20 protein-coding genes are annotated in these 15,384 nt (G+C 37.7%); 15 read left to right on the top strand and 5 right to left on the bottom strand.

Translation table 11 applies throughout. The annotated features are described in order from the left end of the window. Position 1: 1 nt before the first annotated feature. From B4B65_RS02675 to B4B65_RS02665, 3 genes are read left to right on the top strand one after another with little or no spacing between them, the layout of a single operon-like run. Positions 2–703: an HmuY family protein gene (locus B4B65_RS02675; protein WP_293913183.1), complete on the top strand. Its 702-nt coding sequence runs from the start codon at positions 2–4 to the stop codon at positions 701–703. A 23-nt stretch (positions 704–726) separates the two neighbouring features. Beyond that, complete coding sequence (locus B4B65_RS02670) at positions 727–1,287, top strand: biliverdin-producing heme oxygenase (RefSeq protein ID WP_293913181.1); 561 nt, start codon at positions 727–729, stop codon at positions 1,285–1,287. A 15-nt stretch (positions 1,288–1,302) separates the two neighbouring features. Further along, the gene (locus B4B65_RS02665) at positions 1,303–1,935 is read left to right on the top strand and encodes a hypothetical protein (RefSeq protein ID WP_293913179.1); all 633 of its coding nucleotides are present in this window, start codon (positions 1,303–1,305) and stop codon (positions 1,933–1,935) included. Between the two features lie 104 nt (positions 1,936–2,039). Here the strand turns inward: B4B65_RS02665 and B4B65_RS02660 are convergent, their stop codons facing one another. The 5 genes from B4B65_RS02660 to B4B65_RS02640 all read right to left on the bottom strand — a co-directional run bounded on the left by B4B65_RS02660 (position 2,040) and on the right by B4B65_RS02640 (position 8,607). After that, positions 2,040–2,939: a hypothetical protein gene (locus B4B65_RS02660; RefSeq protein WP_293913177.1), complete on the bottom strand. Its 900-nt coding sequence runs from the start codon at positions 2,937–2,939 to the stop codon at positions 2,040–2,042. Between the two features lie 290 nt (positions 2,940–3,229). Beyond that, positions 3,230–4,423, bottom strand: coding sequence for a metallophosphoesterase (locus B4B65_RS02655; protein ID WP_293913175.1), 1,194 nt, complete (start codon positions 4,421–4,423; stop codon positions 3,230–3,232). Positions 4,424–4,488: 65 nt separating this feature from the next. Next, a complete protein-coding gene (locus B4B65_RS02650) occupies positions 4,489–6,228 on the bottom strand; it encodes a RagB/SusD family nutrient uptake outer membrane protein (protein ID WP_293913173.1) in 1,740 nt (579 codons plus the stop codon). A 10-nt stretch (positions 6,229–6,238) separates the two neighbouring features. Beyond that, the gene (locus B4B65_RS02645; RefSeq protein ID WP_293913171.1) at positions 6,239–7,882 is read right to left on the bottom strand and encodes a SusC/RagA family TonB-linked outer membrane protein; all 1,644 of its coding nucleotides are present in this window, start codon (positions 7,880–7,882) and stop codon (positions 6,239–6,241) included. Positions 7,883–8,106: 224 nt separating this feature from the next. Further along, positions 8,107–8,607: a helix-turn-helix transcriptional regulator gene (locus B4B65_RS02640; RefSeq protein WP_293913169.1), complete on the bottom strand. Its 501-nt coding sequence runs from the start codon at positions 8,605–8,607 to the stop codon at positions 8,107–8,109. A gap of 96 nt (positions 8,608–8,703) precedes the next feature. On the opposite strand from B4B65_RS02640, the gene B4B65_RS02635 reads away from it, so the two are divergent. The 12 genes from B4B65_RS02635 (at position 8,704) to B4B65_RS02580 (ending at position 15,384) form a co-directional block, all read left to right on the top strand. Further along, positions 8,704–8,895, top strand: coding sequence for a hypothetical protein (locus B4B65_RS02635; RefSeq protein WP_293913167.1), 192 nt, complete (start codon positions 8,704–8,706; stop codon positions 8,893–8,895). 35 nt (positions 8,896–8,930) lie between these two features. After that, on the top strand, positions 8,931–10,865 hold the full coding sequence (locus B4B65_RS02630; protein WP_293913165.1) for a hypothetical protein: 1,935 nt from the start codon (positions 8,931–8,933) through the stop codon (positions 10,863–10,865). A 71-nt stretch (positions 10,866–10,936) separates the two neighbouring features. After that, positions 10,937–11,812 carry an ATP-binding protein gene (locus tag B4B65_RS02625; RefSeq protein WP_293913163.1) on the top strand — a complete coding sequence of 292 codons (876 nt, stop codon included), beginning with the start codon at positions 10,937–10,939 and terminating at the stop codon, positions 11,810–11,812. Continuing rightward, on the top strand, positions 11,812–12,213 hold the full coding sequence (locus tag B4B65_RS02620; protein ID WP_293913161.1) for a hypothetical protein: 402 nt from the start codon (positions 11,812–11,814) through the stop codon (positions 12,211–12,213). Before B4B65_RS02625 ends, B4B65_RS02620 begins: the two co-directional genes overlap by 1 nt. Before the next feature lie 103 nt (positions 12,214–12,316). Continuing rightward, positions 12,317–12,616 carry a helix-turn-helix domain-containing protein gene (locus B4B65_RS02615; RefSeq protein ID WP_293913159.1) on the top strand — a complete coding sequence of 100 codons (300 nt, stop codon included), beginning with the start codon at positions 12,317–12,319 and terminating at the stop codon, positions 12,614–12,616. Beyond that, positions 12,613–12,921: a hypothetical protein gene (locus tag B4B65_RS02610; RefSeq protein ID WP_293913158.1), complete on the top strand. Its 309-nt coding sequence runs from the start codon at positions 12,613–12,615 to the stop codon at positions 12,919–12,921. Before B4B65_RS02615 ends, B4B65_RS02610 begins: the two co-directional genes overlap by 4 nt. A 65-nt stretch (positions 12,922–12,986) precedes the next feature. Further along, positions 12,987–13,115 (top strand): hypothetical protein, encoded by a 129-nt coding sequence (locus B4B65_RS02605; protein WP_293913156.1) that lies wholly within the window; start codon positions 12,987–12,989, stop codon positions 13,113–13,115. 3 nt (positions 13,116–13,118) lie between these two features. Further along, positions 13,119–13,661, top strand: a complete 543-nt coding sequence (locus B4B65_RS02600) for a hypothetical protein (protein ID WP_293913154.1) — start codon at positions 13,119–13,121, stop codon at positions 13,659–13,661. A gap of 5 nt (positions 13,662–13,666) precedes the next feature. Further along, on the top strand, positions 13,667–13,846 hold the full coding sequence (locus B4B65_RS02595) for a hypothetical protein (protein ID WP_293913152.1): 180 nt from the start codon (positions 13,667–13,669) through the stop codon (positions 13,844–13,846). Continuing rightward, a complete protein-coding gene (locus B4B65_RS02590) occupies positions 13,846–14,481 on the top strand; it encodes a DUF3164 family protein (RefSeq protein ID WP_293913150.1) in 636 nt (211 codons plus the stop codon). Before B4B65_RS02595 ends, B4B65_RS02590 begins: the two co-directional genes overlap by 1 nt. Then, positions 14,478–14,798 (top strand): hypothetical protein, encoded by a 321-nt coding sequence (locus B4B65_RS02585; protein ID WP_293913148.1) that lies wholly within the window; start codon positions 14,478–14,480, stop codon positions 14,796–14,798. The genes B4B65_RS02590 and B4B65_RS02585 overlap by 4 nt, the downstream gene beginning before the upstream one ends. A 61-nt stretch (positions 14,799–14,859) precedes the next feature. Next, the gene (locus B4B65_RS02580; protein ID WP_293913146.1) at positions 14,860–15,384 is read left to right on the top strand and encodes a 3'-5' exonuclease; all 525 of its coding nucleotides are present in this window, start codon (positions 14,860–14,862) and stop codon (positions 15,382–15,384) included.

Below are 15,384 nucleotides of genomic sequence, written 5' to 3'. Positions count from 1 at the left end.
CATGAACAAATTCAGATACGCTATTATTTGCCTTACAGCAATGATTTTATGGACAGGCTGTTCCAAATCCAATGACGGTCCCAATGTCGAACTGAGTGATGGTACCAGTACAGTGATTACTGACCTGGCAGGAGATGTAGACGCTTCTGTAGGTAACAGTGCTCCCGGAAAAGAAAAACGCGATTTCCATACTTTTCTCTTCCGGTTTTCGGACCAGAAACAAACCTGGTTAAAGACAGCAGCCGATTCGGCTAAATATATTAAAGGAACAGACTGGGATATTGCATTTTCCGGTTTATACAACAGTACTTTATTTATTAATAATGGTCAATTAACAGGCAATCCTGCATTTGGCAATACATCCCGACATAAGGTAATACTGATGAAAGAATCTTATGACAAAGTCAGTACAGCGCCAAGTGATGCAGATTTTGACAAGAGCCAACTCAATGATTTTGGAATGATCATAAATGAGGATTCTCAGGGTTGGTATGATTACAATGTCACTAATCATCTTGTAGTTGTAGTACCAAACAGAACTTATGTGATCAGATTAACGAACGGAAAATATGCCAAACTACAAATTGTAAATATCTATAAAGGCAATCCACCGGCTGTCACTGATCTTAACTGGCCGGCGCCGTACTTTACATTCAAATATTTCGTCCAGGAAGACGGATCTAAAAATTTAAAAACCAAGTAATTTATTCTAAAAATTAATACGATATGTTAAACGAGCAAATCAAAGAAGCGACAAAGCAAGGACACCAGGAATTAGAAAAAACGGTTGTATATAAGCTAAAGGCGATTGAAAACAATGCAGATTATGCTGATCTGCTAAAACATTTCTATGTATTCTTTTCAGGGATAGAGCAGCAAATAGACAATTTAATGCCGGAAAGCCTGAAACCTTATTATGCTGTGAGAAGAAATGCATCCCATATTGCACAGGATATTGAAGCTCTGGGTGGATCTCTGGCAGAACTTCCTTCAGTAGTTCTTCCTCCACTCCACAATGCTACACAAGCTATAGGCGCACTATACGTGCTGGAAGGCTCTATTATGGGTGGACCTTATATTGTCAAAATGCTGCAACAAAGAGGCATTGAAACAGGTTTTAATTTCTTCAATGGCTATGGGGAACAATCGCACCAAAACTGGGCTAAGTTTACCGGAATTATCAATGCGGAAGTAACAGAGGAGGCAGCTAAAGAAGAAGCTATTACTGCAGCTCAACAAACCTTTTCTTCTTTCGGACAAACTTTTAATGCAAATATCTTATCCTAAATAATTTTAAAAAAAATGAAATTTACTCAAACCCTTAAACATAGCTTTGCTATTTCACTTTTAGCGTTAACAACTCTTGGATTTAGTTCCTGCTCAGATAACAATAATGATGTTGTACCTGATACTGAATTGAAAGATACACAAGCAAAAGTTCAAAGCCAAACACTGACACCTTCAACTGATTCAATTTTTTACAACATAAAAGCAAATGCCACATCACCAAAGGCTAATGCGCTATTTTCTTTTGCGGGTAAATTTTATAATTTAGATATTACTCCTACTGATTCTGCTAATTACCGTTTTGGCTATTTTGATTCTAAGGCTGCTTCTGTAGATGATATCAACTTAAGTGTTTTAGATACTGCCAAAATTCAATTAGCAAAAACCTTAACAATTAAGATCATTAATAATACTTTTCCTTATACTAATGTTCCGAACTCTTGGTATACATATAATGCACAGAATCATGTGTTAACTCCTATTGCTAACAGATATGCAATTCTTTATAAAGCACCAAAAGGAACTAATTTTAATAGAAAAGTAGAAGAAGCATTTATTGTTCAGTTAAACTCTATTACTCAAAATGATGATCCAAAAACAAGAGCAGTAACAAGTTTTATAATAAAATCTAAAAACTTTACTAAATAACTCTAGTTTTTAAATAGAGAATTATAGGAATTGTTCTTTTATTGATTGACCATTCGATAGCACCGTATTTATTTTTGGAGAATAAATACGGTTTTTTGCTTTTATTAATTCAGCAAAATGCCGGCACCTAAAGAAAATGTAGCAATAGAAGATCCGACTTCATTTAATCGGGTATGTGTAGATTCTCCATTTGAATAGAATAACTGATCTGTACCGTTTTTAGCATTTAGCAGACTATTGTATCGTGCAGAAGCCAAAAAATAAAGTTTAGATGTGGGACTGTAAGTGACATCGAAGACTCCTGACCATTGAGGAGCATCAATCTTGTGCTTAAAACTCACCGGGTGAGCAAATTCCTCTCTCAAATTCCAATTGGCAACAGCAGTATACTTATTTAAGGCAAACTGCGGACTTAAGGACATTTTCCACTTTGGACTTATCACTTTACCCAACTTTAGACCTATTCCCCCTCCCAGCAGCTTACTTTTATATGTACTTCTAAGATCCAGAGTAGGATCAATCATCGTCAATGAGGTATACTGATATTGAGGAAATACATAACCTTCTACATCTATTCCGCCTCTCCACAGCAGATAATTAAGTTGTAGCGTCGCAAAAGAAACATTCCCTTCTCCGCTATCGTATGTCATGTCCCTATCTACCAGCGTTCTATTGTCTCCGGAATAATCTACATCGCGGACAGTTCCGGATACAATAAAGCTATGTTCAGCCTGTAAGGAAAGCTTAATTCGCGGATGCAAAATGACAGAAAATCTGGCCCCTGCACCCCAAGCTACATTATCCTTCCAGGTCAGCTCCGAAAGAATATTCGGGTTATTACCATCTATATTTCCGGCTATTGACCAGTTGCTGTTAATCAGATCGACTTTAGGGTAAACAGAAATATCAATATTGTTCTGTGCAGATACCATAGTACCGTTCACTGTAAAAGAAATCAGGATTAACAGTACGTAATAAAGAGATTTTATCGCTTTCGACACCATTTGAGACTATATAAACTAAAGCATGAATATACAACAATAAACGAATGTATCCATGCTTTAGATTTTTTTAAAATGCAGGGCCAATCTGTGCGCCGTCTGTATTCGGTATACTGACCAGAAACTCTGTTGTAAATTTTTATTTTGGAATATCAGCCATACAATATCAGATAGGGGAATCCGTTATTAATAAACCAAAATAACAATAACACAGTAATCATTATTGTGCTATAAAAAAAGGGATATCTGATGCAGATATCCCTTACTTGTTTTTATTCTTTTAAAGCTTTCTATCAGCGCGTTTTGCTGTATGTACCGACTTTAGATCCATTATCCAGAATCATATTTACTTCCAGTTTCCTGTTATCCGCCTTTACGTGAATAAGTGTCCGGTTTCCCTCTTTAGGTCCACCTCCAATAAAAATTGGATAAGAATGTTTTGCGGTAGCTTCATGAAACCCGTAAGTGTGCGTATGTCCGCTGATCACGACATCCACTTTATATTTATCAAATAAGGGTGCAAATAAGCGTTGTACTTCCATTGGTCCATGCCATTCTCCGGAATAAAATGGCGGGATATGCATAACGACCACCCGGAAAGCGCTCTTTCTGAATGCATCTGAAGCCATTACTTTTTCAGCCCATTTTGCCTGATCGATACGATACTGATCAAAGTCCACTACGCCGGCATATACTTCTGCTGTATCCGGTTTATCCTCTCCGGTATCCAGCATCAGCCAGGAGACAGGCCCTCTGCGAAATGTTCCGTAATACGTATTGTCCTCATATCTGAAAAAGGTTTTAAAATCTCTCGAATAAGCACCTCTTGTCTCATGATTGCCTCTCAGCATAAAAAATGGTTTTTCGCTGGCAAACCGCTCTCCCAGTGGAGTAAGCAGTTTATCATAAAGGTCTTCTTCATTAGTAACGTAATCAAACATATCGCCATTCAGAATCGCAAAATCGAATTCCGGTTTACCTGCAATATCCAGCAACTGTCCGTAGGAATGTGCTCTTCCATGTACGTCATTATAGATAACACAGGATGTAGTTTGACTATTTGCATCCGGAGTTTTAAATACATATAAGGAACTGCTTATCTCTTTGCCATAAACGACTTTGTAGGCTTCAAACGTGAGGATTTCCTTTGCATATACCCGATACTCATATGTCTTACCAGGTTGCAGCCCCGTTATTGTCAGTACTGTACTGAGGGTATTGGCATTAATAAGTCCGTCTTCAGACTGAACGATTTTCCGAAATTGTTGCTCTCCCTGTGCTCTGACTTCCAGCCAGGTAAAACCTTTACGATTAATATGAGTCATGACAGTCACCTGATCTCCCTGCAGATCCTGCAGATAAGGTCTGACGCGAAAATCAAAATCCTGTTGTTGTATAGTGTGTGCGAATGCTTGCTGATGAGCAGATAACGCAAATGTTGCCGAAGCAACGCCCATTGATTTTAGAAAATATCTTCTTGTATTCATAATAGATTTAAGGTATCAAAAAGACCGGCTGGTTATAAACCGGTCTTCAGGTTGTTCAAATATAGCTATTCCCAAAATGGATTCTGAACCAAATTTTCATTCAGTTGCAGTTCCTGAGTCGGTATCGGCCAGAGGTAATCTTTCTTTTCATCAAATACTTTTGCTATATGCGCATTGACAATTATATTCCCTGAGGTTCCGTTTTCCAAAATGATCTCACTTCCCAGTTTTAGAAGCTGAATGCCGGAGGCTGTAGGCTTATTCCCCTCATATATCCACACATCCATCTTGCCGTCTCCATCCAGATCAAACTGTCCGGTTGAAGGAAAATACATCCCTTTAAACTGACGTGTCAGAATCGGACCAACTTTCCATCGCATAATATCATCCCAACGGAAAGATTCCATGACCAGCTCAATTCTTCTTTCCCTGCGGATTTCCAGTACAGCACCTGCCTGACTTCCTTTTACATTTGGGTACTGTGCCATCAGATAGGCATCTGGATTAGCTGTTGCATCAGTGAGCAGCATATTAGGCATAGACACCCGATCACGAAGTAATTTGACAGACCTGTCAATATCAGCCTGGGAAAGATCGTCGAGTTCAGCTTTTGCTTCTGCATAATTTAAAAGAACTTCTGCATAACGAAACAAAGGCATATCATTTTCAGAACGGTTGTAGGAGTCATACCGTACATCGCCCACAAACTTGATCAGCTGATAGCCCGTTACCGAATTACCAAAATTAGGTGTTTGCACTGCAGTACCACCGATTCTCTTATATCCCGGTGTGCGAATGGTCTGTGACAGACGCGGATCCCGATTCTGTGTCTCCTGATAAAAGGACATCGTTGCATATCCAGGTTTATCTGTAAAACGGGAGCCATCCCGCATCAGATACGTATTGACGAGGTCTTTGTTTAGTCCCGGTTTACCGTAAGAAGCGGTGATTGTATAATAATTGACATTGTGCCAGATCTGCAATCCGTCACTGTACTTACGGGCCAGTATGATCTCACCATCAATGGCATTGACAGACGAAAACAGTTGCTGATACCCCATATTGTCCGTTCCCTGATAGATACTGTATACGTTGCCATCCATCACCTGTCTGGAAGCCGCAGCTGCAAGCTCCAGAAAACGTTTAGAATCCGGCAAATTCAGGTCTGTATGGTATTTACGAAAAGTACCTTCGAATAATGCTACACGGGATTTTAAAGCTAAAGCAGTCCATTTGGTTACTTTTTCAGATGATTTGGTAGCACTCAGATTCGCTATGGCAAAGTCCAGATCCGCTATAATGGAATCCATTACCAGTGTTCTGGAATCTCTTTTCTTCAGTAAAGCTTCCATATCGTTTTGGTCGATCGCCTTAGAATACCAGGGCACATCTCCAAATCGCTTGACTTTATCAAAGTAAAAATAAGCTCTGAAAAAGCGGGCTACTGCTCCGTATTTATTCGCTATTTCAGGAGCTAATGTTCTGTTGTAATTCTCTAAAAAGAAATTAATATTCCGCAGATTATCCCAGGTCCAGCCTCCACCACTCACCGGCACCTGACGCTTACCCGTGACCTGATCCGGCAGGGTATTTTTTACAATATTATCAATATCCTCATTATACACTCCTTCTGCATCGGGCAGAGAATTGTAAAAAGAATTACAATATAATGCCAGATCATTTTCTGATCTGAAATAGTTTTCCGGAGTCAGTTTATCCTCCGGAGAGCGATCCAGATAGTTTTTTTCACAGGAAGTAACCGCAATCAATCCTGCAACAACTAAAATATATGAATATAGTTTCATCATGTTAAGCCTAAAAAGTTAAGTCAATACCAAACGAAAATGCCTTGGAAATAGGGTACGATCTGCCGTTCACTTCCTGCGCTGCCTGTTCCGGATCAATATAATCGGAACGCAATTTGGTCGCTGTCCAGAAATTCTCTCCGGAAACAAATACTCTTGCTCTTGATATTTTGACACGTTGCAGCAGTTTATCACTCAGGCTATAGCCTATAGTCAGATTTTTCAGCCGGATATAGGCCAGATCCTGCAGATACCGATCATTTTTTACATTCAGCGATCCCCTGTTGTTCAGGGCAATATATCCTCTCATGAGCGGATAGTAAGCATTTGGATTTTCAGGAGTCCACACATCATCTGCAAAGTCTTTCGGAACGAAGGAATAATATGGCCGGGAATAGGGCCCCCAGAATTTATCTGAATTAGATCCCGGATACCAATGTTGACGTCCGATCCCCTGAAAGAATGCCGATACATCAAATCCATTCCAGCTTGCACCCAGATTTACACCAAAGGTATAACGGGCCCGATCATTTCCGATGATCACCTGATCTCCAGGTTTACTAAGCGTATTGTCTCCCTGATTCACAACACCGTCCCCGTTGACATCTACAAATTTGACATCCCCGCCTTTGAGCTTAGACCATTCTCCGGGAGCCGACAGCCGAACAGCATCAACATAGTCCTGATTTATTTTCCAGCTGGCAGCTTCTGCATCTGAAGCAAATAAGCCATCTACGCGATATCCCCAGATTTCACCCAGCGACTGCCCTACGTAATAGTTACTCAGCAACATTTTGGGATTATCAAAACGGGTAATTTTAGCTTTGGAATCAGACAGACCAACTGAAAAATTATATTTAAAAGGTTTATCTGCCACTGTTCTGGAATCATTCCATGCTACAGCAAGTTCCCAACCCCTGTTTTCCAGATCTCCCGCATTCATCTTCGGAGTAGCTGCTCCGAATACAGCCGGCAATGTTGGTCCCGGGATCAGCATATCCAGTGTTTTGCGAATAAAATAATCAAAGGTTACATTCAGACGGCTGTTCAGAAAAGCCATATCCGTTCCGAAGTTCAACGTATTCGTACGCTCCCAGGTCAGATTACTGGAGATAGGTGTTGGTGCAGATATATATTGTGTCTTTCCTCCTCCTGTGATATAATTAGACCTGCCACTGTTCATCAACGAGATGTAACCATATTCATCCGCTTCCTGCGCATTTCCCAGTTCACCATATGAACCACGGAGTTTGAATTCGTTTACATACTGTTTCAGATTTTCTGCAAACGACTCTTCCGTTACTCTCCACCCTGCAGATACAGAAGGGAAGAATCCAAATCTTTGCTTACTTGGAAACTTAGATGTACCATCATAACGGCCATTCATCTCAAACAGATATTTACCTGCATAATCATATGTGAATCTTCCAAAATATCCTTCCAGTGCCCATGTACGGCTTCCACCGGTAGTCTGCATATTGCCATAGCCCAGATCAAAATCATTCAGATCTTCCGACAACAAACCGTCTACGACACCACCGATAGCATCCCATTTTTGTTGCTCTCTGTTGTACCCTAATACAGCTCCGAAATTGTGCTGACCAACGGTCTTATTGTAATTGGCAAAAAGGTTAATGGCATGTTTGGTGTACACGGGGGTAAGTTTGAAATGTCCCAAAAACGGAAACGGTGAAAAACGCTAAAAGTTGCTTTCATTGCGTCAAAAGGACGTTTTTAACTGTTTAATTGAAATTGTAGGGAATTTTGAAATGTCCTAAAAGGTTAATTTGATGTCCCTTTTACACAGATTTACAAAATGAAATGTAAACAGGTAGTACAAACGTTACTGCAATCTGTAAAAAGTTTCGCCAAACTACCCTAACCCGTATTTTTTGCTTGGTCCTCGTTTCCTTCAATTCTTTGTCTAAATACATCTATTAGGCTCTTTTGAGATTTTATAAGGTCTTTCTGCGTATTAATTACCTCATTTAGAGCATCTATTACACGATCCCTTTCATTAAGTAATTTTTCCAAATGAATTCTACCTAAATCGGGATTTGTTTGATTTAAACTTGCGCTTTCCTCTAAATTAGGTGCCTTATTAGATGCCATTTTAGATGCCAATTTATTGACATGTGAAAACTCCTTAATATTTGAATTTTCTTTATGAATATCTTTTGATAGATCTAAGGTGTATATATTTTCAATTGTTGTGTGAAAATAATTCACAATCAACATGAGTTTATTTAATTTTGGTTCAGTTCCTCTTTCATAGCTGGCCACATTATCCCTTGTTAAGCCAAATAGCTTACCGAAATCATTCTGATTAAGATTTAATGATTCACGTAAATACAAAAGATTTTCTGCCAACAAACTCATTACATAATTATGTGAAAATAATTCACTATTCTTTTGATATGTGAAAATAATTCACATATATTTGTTTCTGTTAATGAGAACAAAGGTAAATTAATTATGGTCACAAAAGCAAAAGAATATAAAAAAGCCTATAGAAAGGGTTTGCCTACCATGATTGCACAAAGTGTGGGATGCTCTGCAAAGTATGTTGAACAAGTCTTAAAAGGTGATCACGATGATCGTGATACCGAGATTGTAAGAAACATCAAGCATAAAGCTTCGGAAATAGAAAATATATTAAAAAAATAGATATGATATTGCTGAACAATATATTGTATCTCACAATGTCTGAAATTAATCAGTCAGGTATTGCTTATTGGACAGCTCAAAAGTGGTCAATAAAAATTAAGGATCCTAATGATCTTCGTTGTGATCTATTTCCTTATGAGCAGATTAAACCTAAATATCAGGAACTCATAAAGAATCATTTTGGTGATGTTTATATATATCAAGCTCACCAATTGATTAAACAGTATTTAAAACCCGATAAAACAGCATTTGATTTCTTTAGTGGCCACACTCTTGAAAATGGTGAGGGTCTTCCTGAAGGACATATAGAAAAATATACAACCGCTGCAAAGTGGCTTAATATGTTAGTAGAAATGTTGTCTGTAAGATCCGGTTTCATTAAAACATATAATATGTCCAGAGCGCAGTTTTGGACATCAACATGTGCGATTATAGTAGCTGAAGGAATTTATCTTCCTTCTTCATACAAAAGACTTTCTGAAAAGGTTAGAAATTATGTCGATCGTGGATATATAGAAATTATCAGTGATAGATTTGATAAAAAGAACCGTCAAATAATTACCCCTGAAGTAGGTGAATGGCTTATCGCAAGATATTCAAGCCAGGTTAACAAATGTCGCATTGAAGATCTTTGGTTAGAGTATAACCAAAAAGCTAAAAATAACGGTTGGAAACGGCTTGAAACTGAAAAGTCAATATATAATTTCCTTCACCGTCCGGAAGTAGAATATCGTTGGTATGCCGGTCGATATGGTGAATTAGAATTCAAAAAGAAATTTGGCATTAAGCAGAAACGTGAACTACCGACATGGCGTGATGCATTGTGGTATAGTGACGGTACAAAAGTCAATTACTATTATAAAACTGCTTCCGGGTATGCTGCAAAGCTTATAGTATATGAAATTATTGATGTGTATAGCGAATGTTTCCTGGGTTGTCACTTTGCATTCTCTGAAGATCACGAAGCCCAATATTTTGCATATAAAAATGCCATCATGTTTAGTATGCACAAACCCCATGAGATCAGATATGATAATCAGGGAGGTCATAAAACTTTAGAAAATGGAGATTTTCTAAAGAGATTGGCGAAAATCAGTCACGTTACACAGCCTTACAACGGTAACAGTAAATCAATTGAGAGTGTATTTGGACGATTCCAAACACAGCACCTGTTTAAAGATTGGTACTTCACTGGCCAAAACGTGACTGCCAAAAAACAGGAAAGCAAAGCAAATATGGAACTTATTCTGGCTAACGTTAAGAACCTTCTTTCTTTAGATCAGGTAAAAGAACAATATATAATGCGCCGGAATGAATGGAATAACGAGTTACATCCAAAATTAGGCATACCACGAATAGAAGCTTATCAAAAAAGCCAAAATCCAAAACCTTACCCTGTAGATTATTTGGATATGATAGATATGTTCTGGATAACATCTGCAGATCATCTTACATATTATGCTGAAGGTATTAAGCCAACGATAAAAAGTAAAGAATATCATTATGAGGTTCTTAATAGTAAAGGTTTACCGGATATGTCCTTCCGGAAAAAATACATCGGGCAAAAATTCTATTACCGCTACGATCCTGCGGATCTCTCACACATTAGACTGTATATAAAGGGTTCTGAAGGACTTCAGTTTGTCGATGTGGCTCAACCTAAAGTAAGTGCGCAAACAGCCGTTCAGTGTCAGCAACCTGGTGATATGGAACACATCAACAACATGATTGATGCAGCTAAACAGGAGCGTGTTGATAATTGGACAGCTTTACTGTCATTACAGGAGAAATACGGAGAAAAAGCAGAACAGCACGGGCTTAAATCGCCAAAACTTAGAGGTATCAGCTCGGGAAAGAAAAAGGCTAAAAAATCACCAGTAAAAGAAAAAGTTCCGGTCAATGACCTTGGAAACTGGTACAAAGATCAAAGTAATGATGATTACGATCCATTAGACCACTATTTGAAATAAAAAATCCCCGGGATGGCAGTCCCAGGGACACAATTAATAAATAAATATTAACCATTTAACACATCAAAAGTATGACAAATGAACAAAAGCACGAAATCAGATTATTAACAATCGACTTCGTAAAATCACATCGGTCTCAAAATCAGGCTGCAGCAAGCCTGATCGGCGTTTCAAGTGCTACCTTGACGCAAGTTAAAAATGAAAATTGGCAGCTTATCAGCGATGAAATGTGGAATAAGCTCGGTAAACAGGTTGGCTATACTGCCCCTGATTGGGTTTATACTGACACAGCTGTAAGTAAGAAGATTATTTCACATATGGAACTTGCACGTGATCGTAAAGTCAGCAATATTTCATCAATTATTGCGCCTGCAGGATCTGGTAAAACCTTCACAGCAGATTACTTTGCGTCTCAATGCAAAGATGCTATCCTGGTAAAGTGTAAGCGAGGTTTGACCGTGCGCAAGTTATATAAATTGATCCTCCGTTCGATGGGCTTTAACCCTGAAGGATATCGTATGGATGATTTAGAAGAAATGATCTATACCCGTATAACTCAACGGGCTAATCCAACTTTGATTTTAGATGAAATTGACAAAGCAAAACCTGAAGTATGGTTAGAGCTGATCTGTCTGTACAATGAGTTTAAAGATAAGTGTAACATTGTCACTCTTAGTACGCCAACATTCAGAACCAAGATCGAAAATGGTGTGCGGTCCGGAAGATTAGGATTTGACGAATTACACAGTCGTTTAGGGGGTTCATTTATCGAAGTTGGCAGTCCTGATTCTTTTGCTGTTGCTGCGATTAGTGTCGCAAATGGTGTAGCAGATCCTTCGTTGATCAGTAAGATCACCGAATCATGTATTCGCATGGAAAAATGCGATTTGCGTGTCGGTTCCGACACAATTAAAGCGATCAAATTAAAAAAAAATAAAGCTGCTTAATGAAAAATACCAATATGATCAATGCTGTACGTAGCGTACAGCATGATGCAGAAAGTAGAGTTCTTTTAATTACTGGAATGAGTAAAGAAGAAATGTTCTGGTTTAAAGTTGATCAGTGCATAGCTTATTTTCAATCCAAAGCACCCAAAGATGTAGATTTTCTACTAAATAAAAAGATCATCTGGAACTGGTGGTTAAATCAGTGGGCTGTTCGTGATCTGCAATTCATTGAAAAATACGGAAATAGTAAGTTTAGCACCCTTCTCAAAAAGAAATATTTGCTGATCAATGATATTGATAGCCTTACTATCAGTCCCCGAAAACTTGCGCTTGAAAAAAGCCTGGTTAAGACGCTTAAAACAGTTGTCAAAAATGAAGAAAGGAGTTTAAAAGATGCTTGATCATAATCACCTGGTTAAATCTTCAGAAATCATAAGCACTGCAGAGCAGAGTTTAAGTTTATTATTTGGTCGTCCCGTATATGTTCGTTTTGATTTTTTAAACATGTCGCTATCTCCGGATCTGATCGTCAATATTGTGGCTGCGTCATGCGGTATTACACCCTTTCAACTTCGTTCAAAGGAAAAGAAAGATGATTTTGCCGTCGCTCGTTACCATTGCTTTAATCTTATGTATCGCCTTTTAAGCATGACCAAATCTGAAATAGGCAGACAGTTTGATCGTGGTCATGATACAGTCATACACGGCTTAAAAATGTTCGACACCATGTATGATACATATCCACAATTCAAGGCTAAAAACATAGAAATAGAACGTGAAATCCTTAAAGCTCTATCGTTATGAAAATCACATTTAAATTAGATCGCCGTCAGCTGCTAATCTGGTTGAATAGTATTGATCTGGCTATGGGAGCAGGTCTATTAACTAATAATGCATTGTCAAAAATGTTTGTAGCTAATCTGGTTAGTTTAAAACAACATTTAACAATTGCTTCAGTTATTGTTAAGCAAAAATACTCTGTTAAAGCCAATGTTTCTGACTGTCTTGCATTTCAGTTTCTAAGCGAAACTTTTGTCCTTCCACTTTCTGAAACTGATCAGGTAGTTATTAATCAAATTATAGGAATTATTGATCAGAAAACAGCATGACACGGATATCTAAAAAGAGGGGCCCTAAACATCTGAAATCATTCTTAAAACATGAATATGGGGTTATGATGAAGAATAACCTGGTTATTATAGATTCTCCACATATACCTGTTTTAGATGGTGCAGTTCGTCAGGTTTTTGATAATTACATACCGTGGAAACTATTTATCAATCATCATGGATATAAACGTTAAGCTATGTATATACCAAATCAATCAGAATACAATCGATTACAGCAGTTTGCTCGTAAAGTTGACTACAATATAGCACTTGACCTGGTGCATGATTCCATTTTAATCAGTACTTCATTCGAAGATTGCCTGAAGAAGATATCAGGAGGAAAGTACTATTATTCGACCTGCAAACTTATCCCTGAAACACGAAAAGTTATATCAGAAACACAATGCAAGGTTTGTAAAGAAATTCTACCTGAATGTATGTTTCCAAGGATAGCTAAGAGGGCCAAAATATCATATTTATATACATGTAAAAAATGTATGGCTGCATGGAAAAGGGAATATTATAGGAAGAATATAGAATCTTTTCGAGAAAAGAAAAATGCAAGCAACAGGCGGTATATGGCCAAAATCAGGAAGCATGAAGAATATAAAGAATATATAAGAAAATATAGAGAGGAAAATAGAGATAGAATCAGAGAAAAATCAAGGATTTATGCAAGGTTTTGGAGGGCTAAAAAAAAAGAACAGCTAAAACTACAAAAGCTAAATCAATCAAACTAAAAATTATGGATACAAGACTAAAAGGCAGACCGGATTTTATAGTCATTGATGACAAAGAATCTGAATATGAAAACTGGTTAAGAAATCATCCGGAAGCTGATCCGGAAGCAATCCGGGAGATACAAAGGAGGTTGCGAGAAATAAGATTAGAAAAGCATTTAAACACTACTAAAACAGTAAAATAATGATTAAAGAAGATTATACACTCGAGGAATTGGAGCAATTACTCGCTGAAAAAAAGAAAGCAGAGAAAGTAAAACAGGAACGTGAGCAAAAGAAGTACTTAAAGGACAAAGATAATACTTTAGACGAGCTTTATTCAGCAGCTGAAGATCTTAGTCTGACATTAGGCCGGTTTAAAAATCTTGTCCATCTGCAGATGGAAGATCAGGCTGTGAAAATGGCTAACTATGGTTCTATCAGAACCAGTTCAAAGGGCGGTTTTACCTTAACTCACACAGACATGACAAAGCGTATCATACGGAGACGTGATACAGATCCTGTATGGGATGAAAGGGGCCATAAGGGTGTGGAACTGGTGCGTGAATTCCTTTTTGATTTTGTAAAAAAACGTGATACCAAACTATTTGAAATCCTTCTTTCATTCATTGAGAAAAATGTTAAAGGAGAATTAGAGTACGCAAAGGTTATGTCTTTATTGCAGCATGAAGATAAATTTACCGACCCAAGATGGAAGGAAGGTTTGCGCCTGGTTAAAGAATCATATTCCCTTAGCTTAAAAGGTTTTGCTTATGATTTTAAATTCAAAAATAAAGCCGGAAAGTGGATCAGATTAGAACTAAACTTCAGTGCAATATGAAAAGACAGGATATAAAACATGTAACTACGGGTTTTATCATGCTGTTTACAGCATTGATTATGGCCTTTGTCGCAAAAAAATACGAATCAGAAAGTATGTATAAAATAGAATTCAGCCAAAACAATCAGGATGTAACTATTTGGTGCGACATTAACGGATTAGTAACAGATGCATCCGTCAATAAAGGTCAATGGACATATCGTGGCGTATACAATATTGATGACCTGAAGGAAGGTAGTTTGATGCAGTATTATGACCTGGCTAATGATACTTTCTTCCAGGATTCTGTACGCATTATCGCAATTACAAAAAAATAACCCTACTATGGAGCATGTCCGGGATCGTATCCCGGATAGGGTTCAAACTAAATTTTAGTATATGAAAAATGTAATGATTGATATAGAAACATTGGGTACTAAACCGTATTCAGTGATTTTGAGTATCGGAGCTATAGAATTTGATATCAATACAGGTGAAATCAAAGATACATTCTATAGAGTTATTAGTACCAGAACCAGCCATGAAGCAGGGTTGTTGACCGACTTAGATACAATAAAGTGGTGGTTATTACAAAACGATGAAAGTCGTGATAAACTATTAAAGGGCGAATCTTATTTGATTCTTTCATTGGTTGATTTAATGCTTTTTGTAGGTGAGAATAAAAATACCTGTGTTTGGTCTAATTCTCCATCTTTTGATTTGAGCCTGATACGTAATGCATGTGAACGCACATCGATTAATGTATCGTGGGAATTCTGGCAAGAGCGAGATGTAAGGACAATTTCATCTTTAATGCCTTCAATACGCAAAAGCATGATTTTCGATGGTATTACACATTATGCTATTGATGATTGTAAACATCAGATAAAATACCTTGTAAAAATTTTAAATAAACTTAAATAA

It is taken from the genome of Sphingobacterium sp. UBA5789, from assembly GCF_002418355.1.
Classification (GTDB): Bacteria; Bacteroidota; Bacteroidia; order Sphingobacteriales; family Sphingobacteriaceae; genus Sphingobacterium.
Note: the sequence above shows the minus strand (reverse complement) of the source record. Positions and strands in the feature narration are given on the sequence as shown.

What these genes read in the sequence shown, in the direction of transcription:
- B4B65_RS02675 (WP_293913183.1), top strand. Translation starts at nt 2, where the DNA reads ATGAACAAATTCAGATACGCTATTATTTGCCTTACAGCAATGATTTTA.
- B4B65_RS02670 (WP_293913181.1), top strand. Translation starts at nt 727, where the DNA reads ATGTTAAACGAGCAAATCAAAGAAGCGACAAAGCAAGGACACCAGGAA.
- B4B65_RS02665 (WP_293913179.1), top strand. Translation starts at nt 1,303, where the DNA reads ATGAAATTTACTCAAACCCTTAAACATAGCTTTGCTATTTCACTTTTA.
- B4B65_RS02660 (WP_293913177.1), bottom strand. Translation starts at nt 2,939, where the DNA reads ATGGTGTCGAAAGCGATAAAATCTCTTTATTACGTACTGTTAATCCTG.
- B4B65_RS02655 (WP_293913175.1), bottom strand. Translation starts at nt 4,423, where the DNA reads ATGAATACAAGAAGATATTTTCTAAAATCAATGGGCGTTGCTTCGGCA.
- B4B65_RS02650 (WP_293913173.1), bottom strand. Translation starts at nt 6,228, where the DNA reads ATGAAACTATATTCATATATTTTAGTTGTTGCAGGATTGATTGCGGTT.
- B4B65_RS02640 (WP_293913169.1), bottom strand. Translation starts at nt 8,607, where the DNA reads ATGAGTTTGTTGGCAGAAAATCTTTTGTATTTACGTGAATCATTAAAT.
- B4B65_RS02635 (WP_293913167.1), top strand. Translation starts at nt 8,704, where the DNA reads ATGGTCACAAAAGCAAAAGAATATAAAAAAGCCTATAGAAAGGGTTTG.
- B4B65_RS02630 (WP_293913165.1), top strand. Translation starts at nt 8,931, where the DNA reads ATGTCTGAAATTAATCAGTCAGGTATTGCTTATTGGACAGCTCAAAAG.
- B4B65_RS02625 (WP_293913163.1), top strand. Translation starts at nt 10,937, where the DNA reads ATGACAAATGAACAAAAGCACGAAATCAGATTATTAACAATCGACTTC.
- B4B65_RS02620 (WP_293913161.1), top strand. Translation starts at nt 11,812, where the DNA reads ATGAAAAATACCAATATGATCAATGCTGTACGTAGCGTACAGCATGAT.
- B4B65_RS02615 (WP_293913159.1), top strand. Translation starts at nt 12,317, where the DNA reads ATGTCGCTATCTCCGGATCTGATCGTCAATATTGTGGCTGCGTCATGC.
- B4B65_RS02610 (WP_293913158.1), top strand. Translation starts at nt 12,613, where the DNA reads ATGAAAATCACATTTAAATTAGATCGCCGTCAGCTGCTAATCTGGTTG.
- B4B65_RS02605 (WP_293913156.1), top strand. Translation starts at nt 12,987, where the DNA reads ATGATGAAGAATAACCTGGTTATTATAGATTCTCCACATATACCTGTT.
- B4B65_RS02600 (WP_293913154.1), top strand. Translation starts at nt 13,119, where the DNA reads ATGTATATACCAAATCAATCAGAATACAATCGATTACAGCAGTTTGCT.
- B4B65_RS02595 (WP_293913152.1), top strand. Translation starts at nt 13,667, where the DNA reads ATGGATACAAGACTAAAAGGCAGACCGGATTTTATAGTCATTGATGAC.
- B4B65_RS02590 (WP_293913150.1), top strand. Translation starts at nt 13,846, where the DNA reads ATGATTAAAGAAGATTATACACTCGAGGAATTGGAGCAATTACTCGCT.
- B4B65_RS02585 (WP_293913148.1), top strand. Translation starts at nt 14,478, where the DNA reads ATGAAAAGACAGGATATAAAACATGTAACTACGGGTTTTATCATGCTG.
- B4B65_RS02580 (WP_293913146.1), top strand. Translation starts at nt 14,860, where the DNA reads ATGAAAAATGTAATGATTGATATAGAAACATTGGGTACTAAACCGTAT.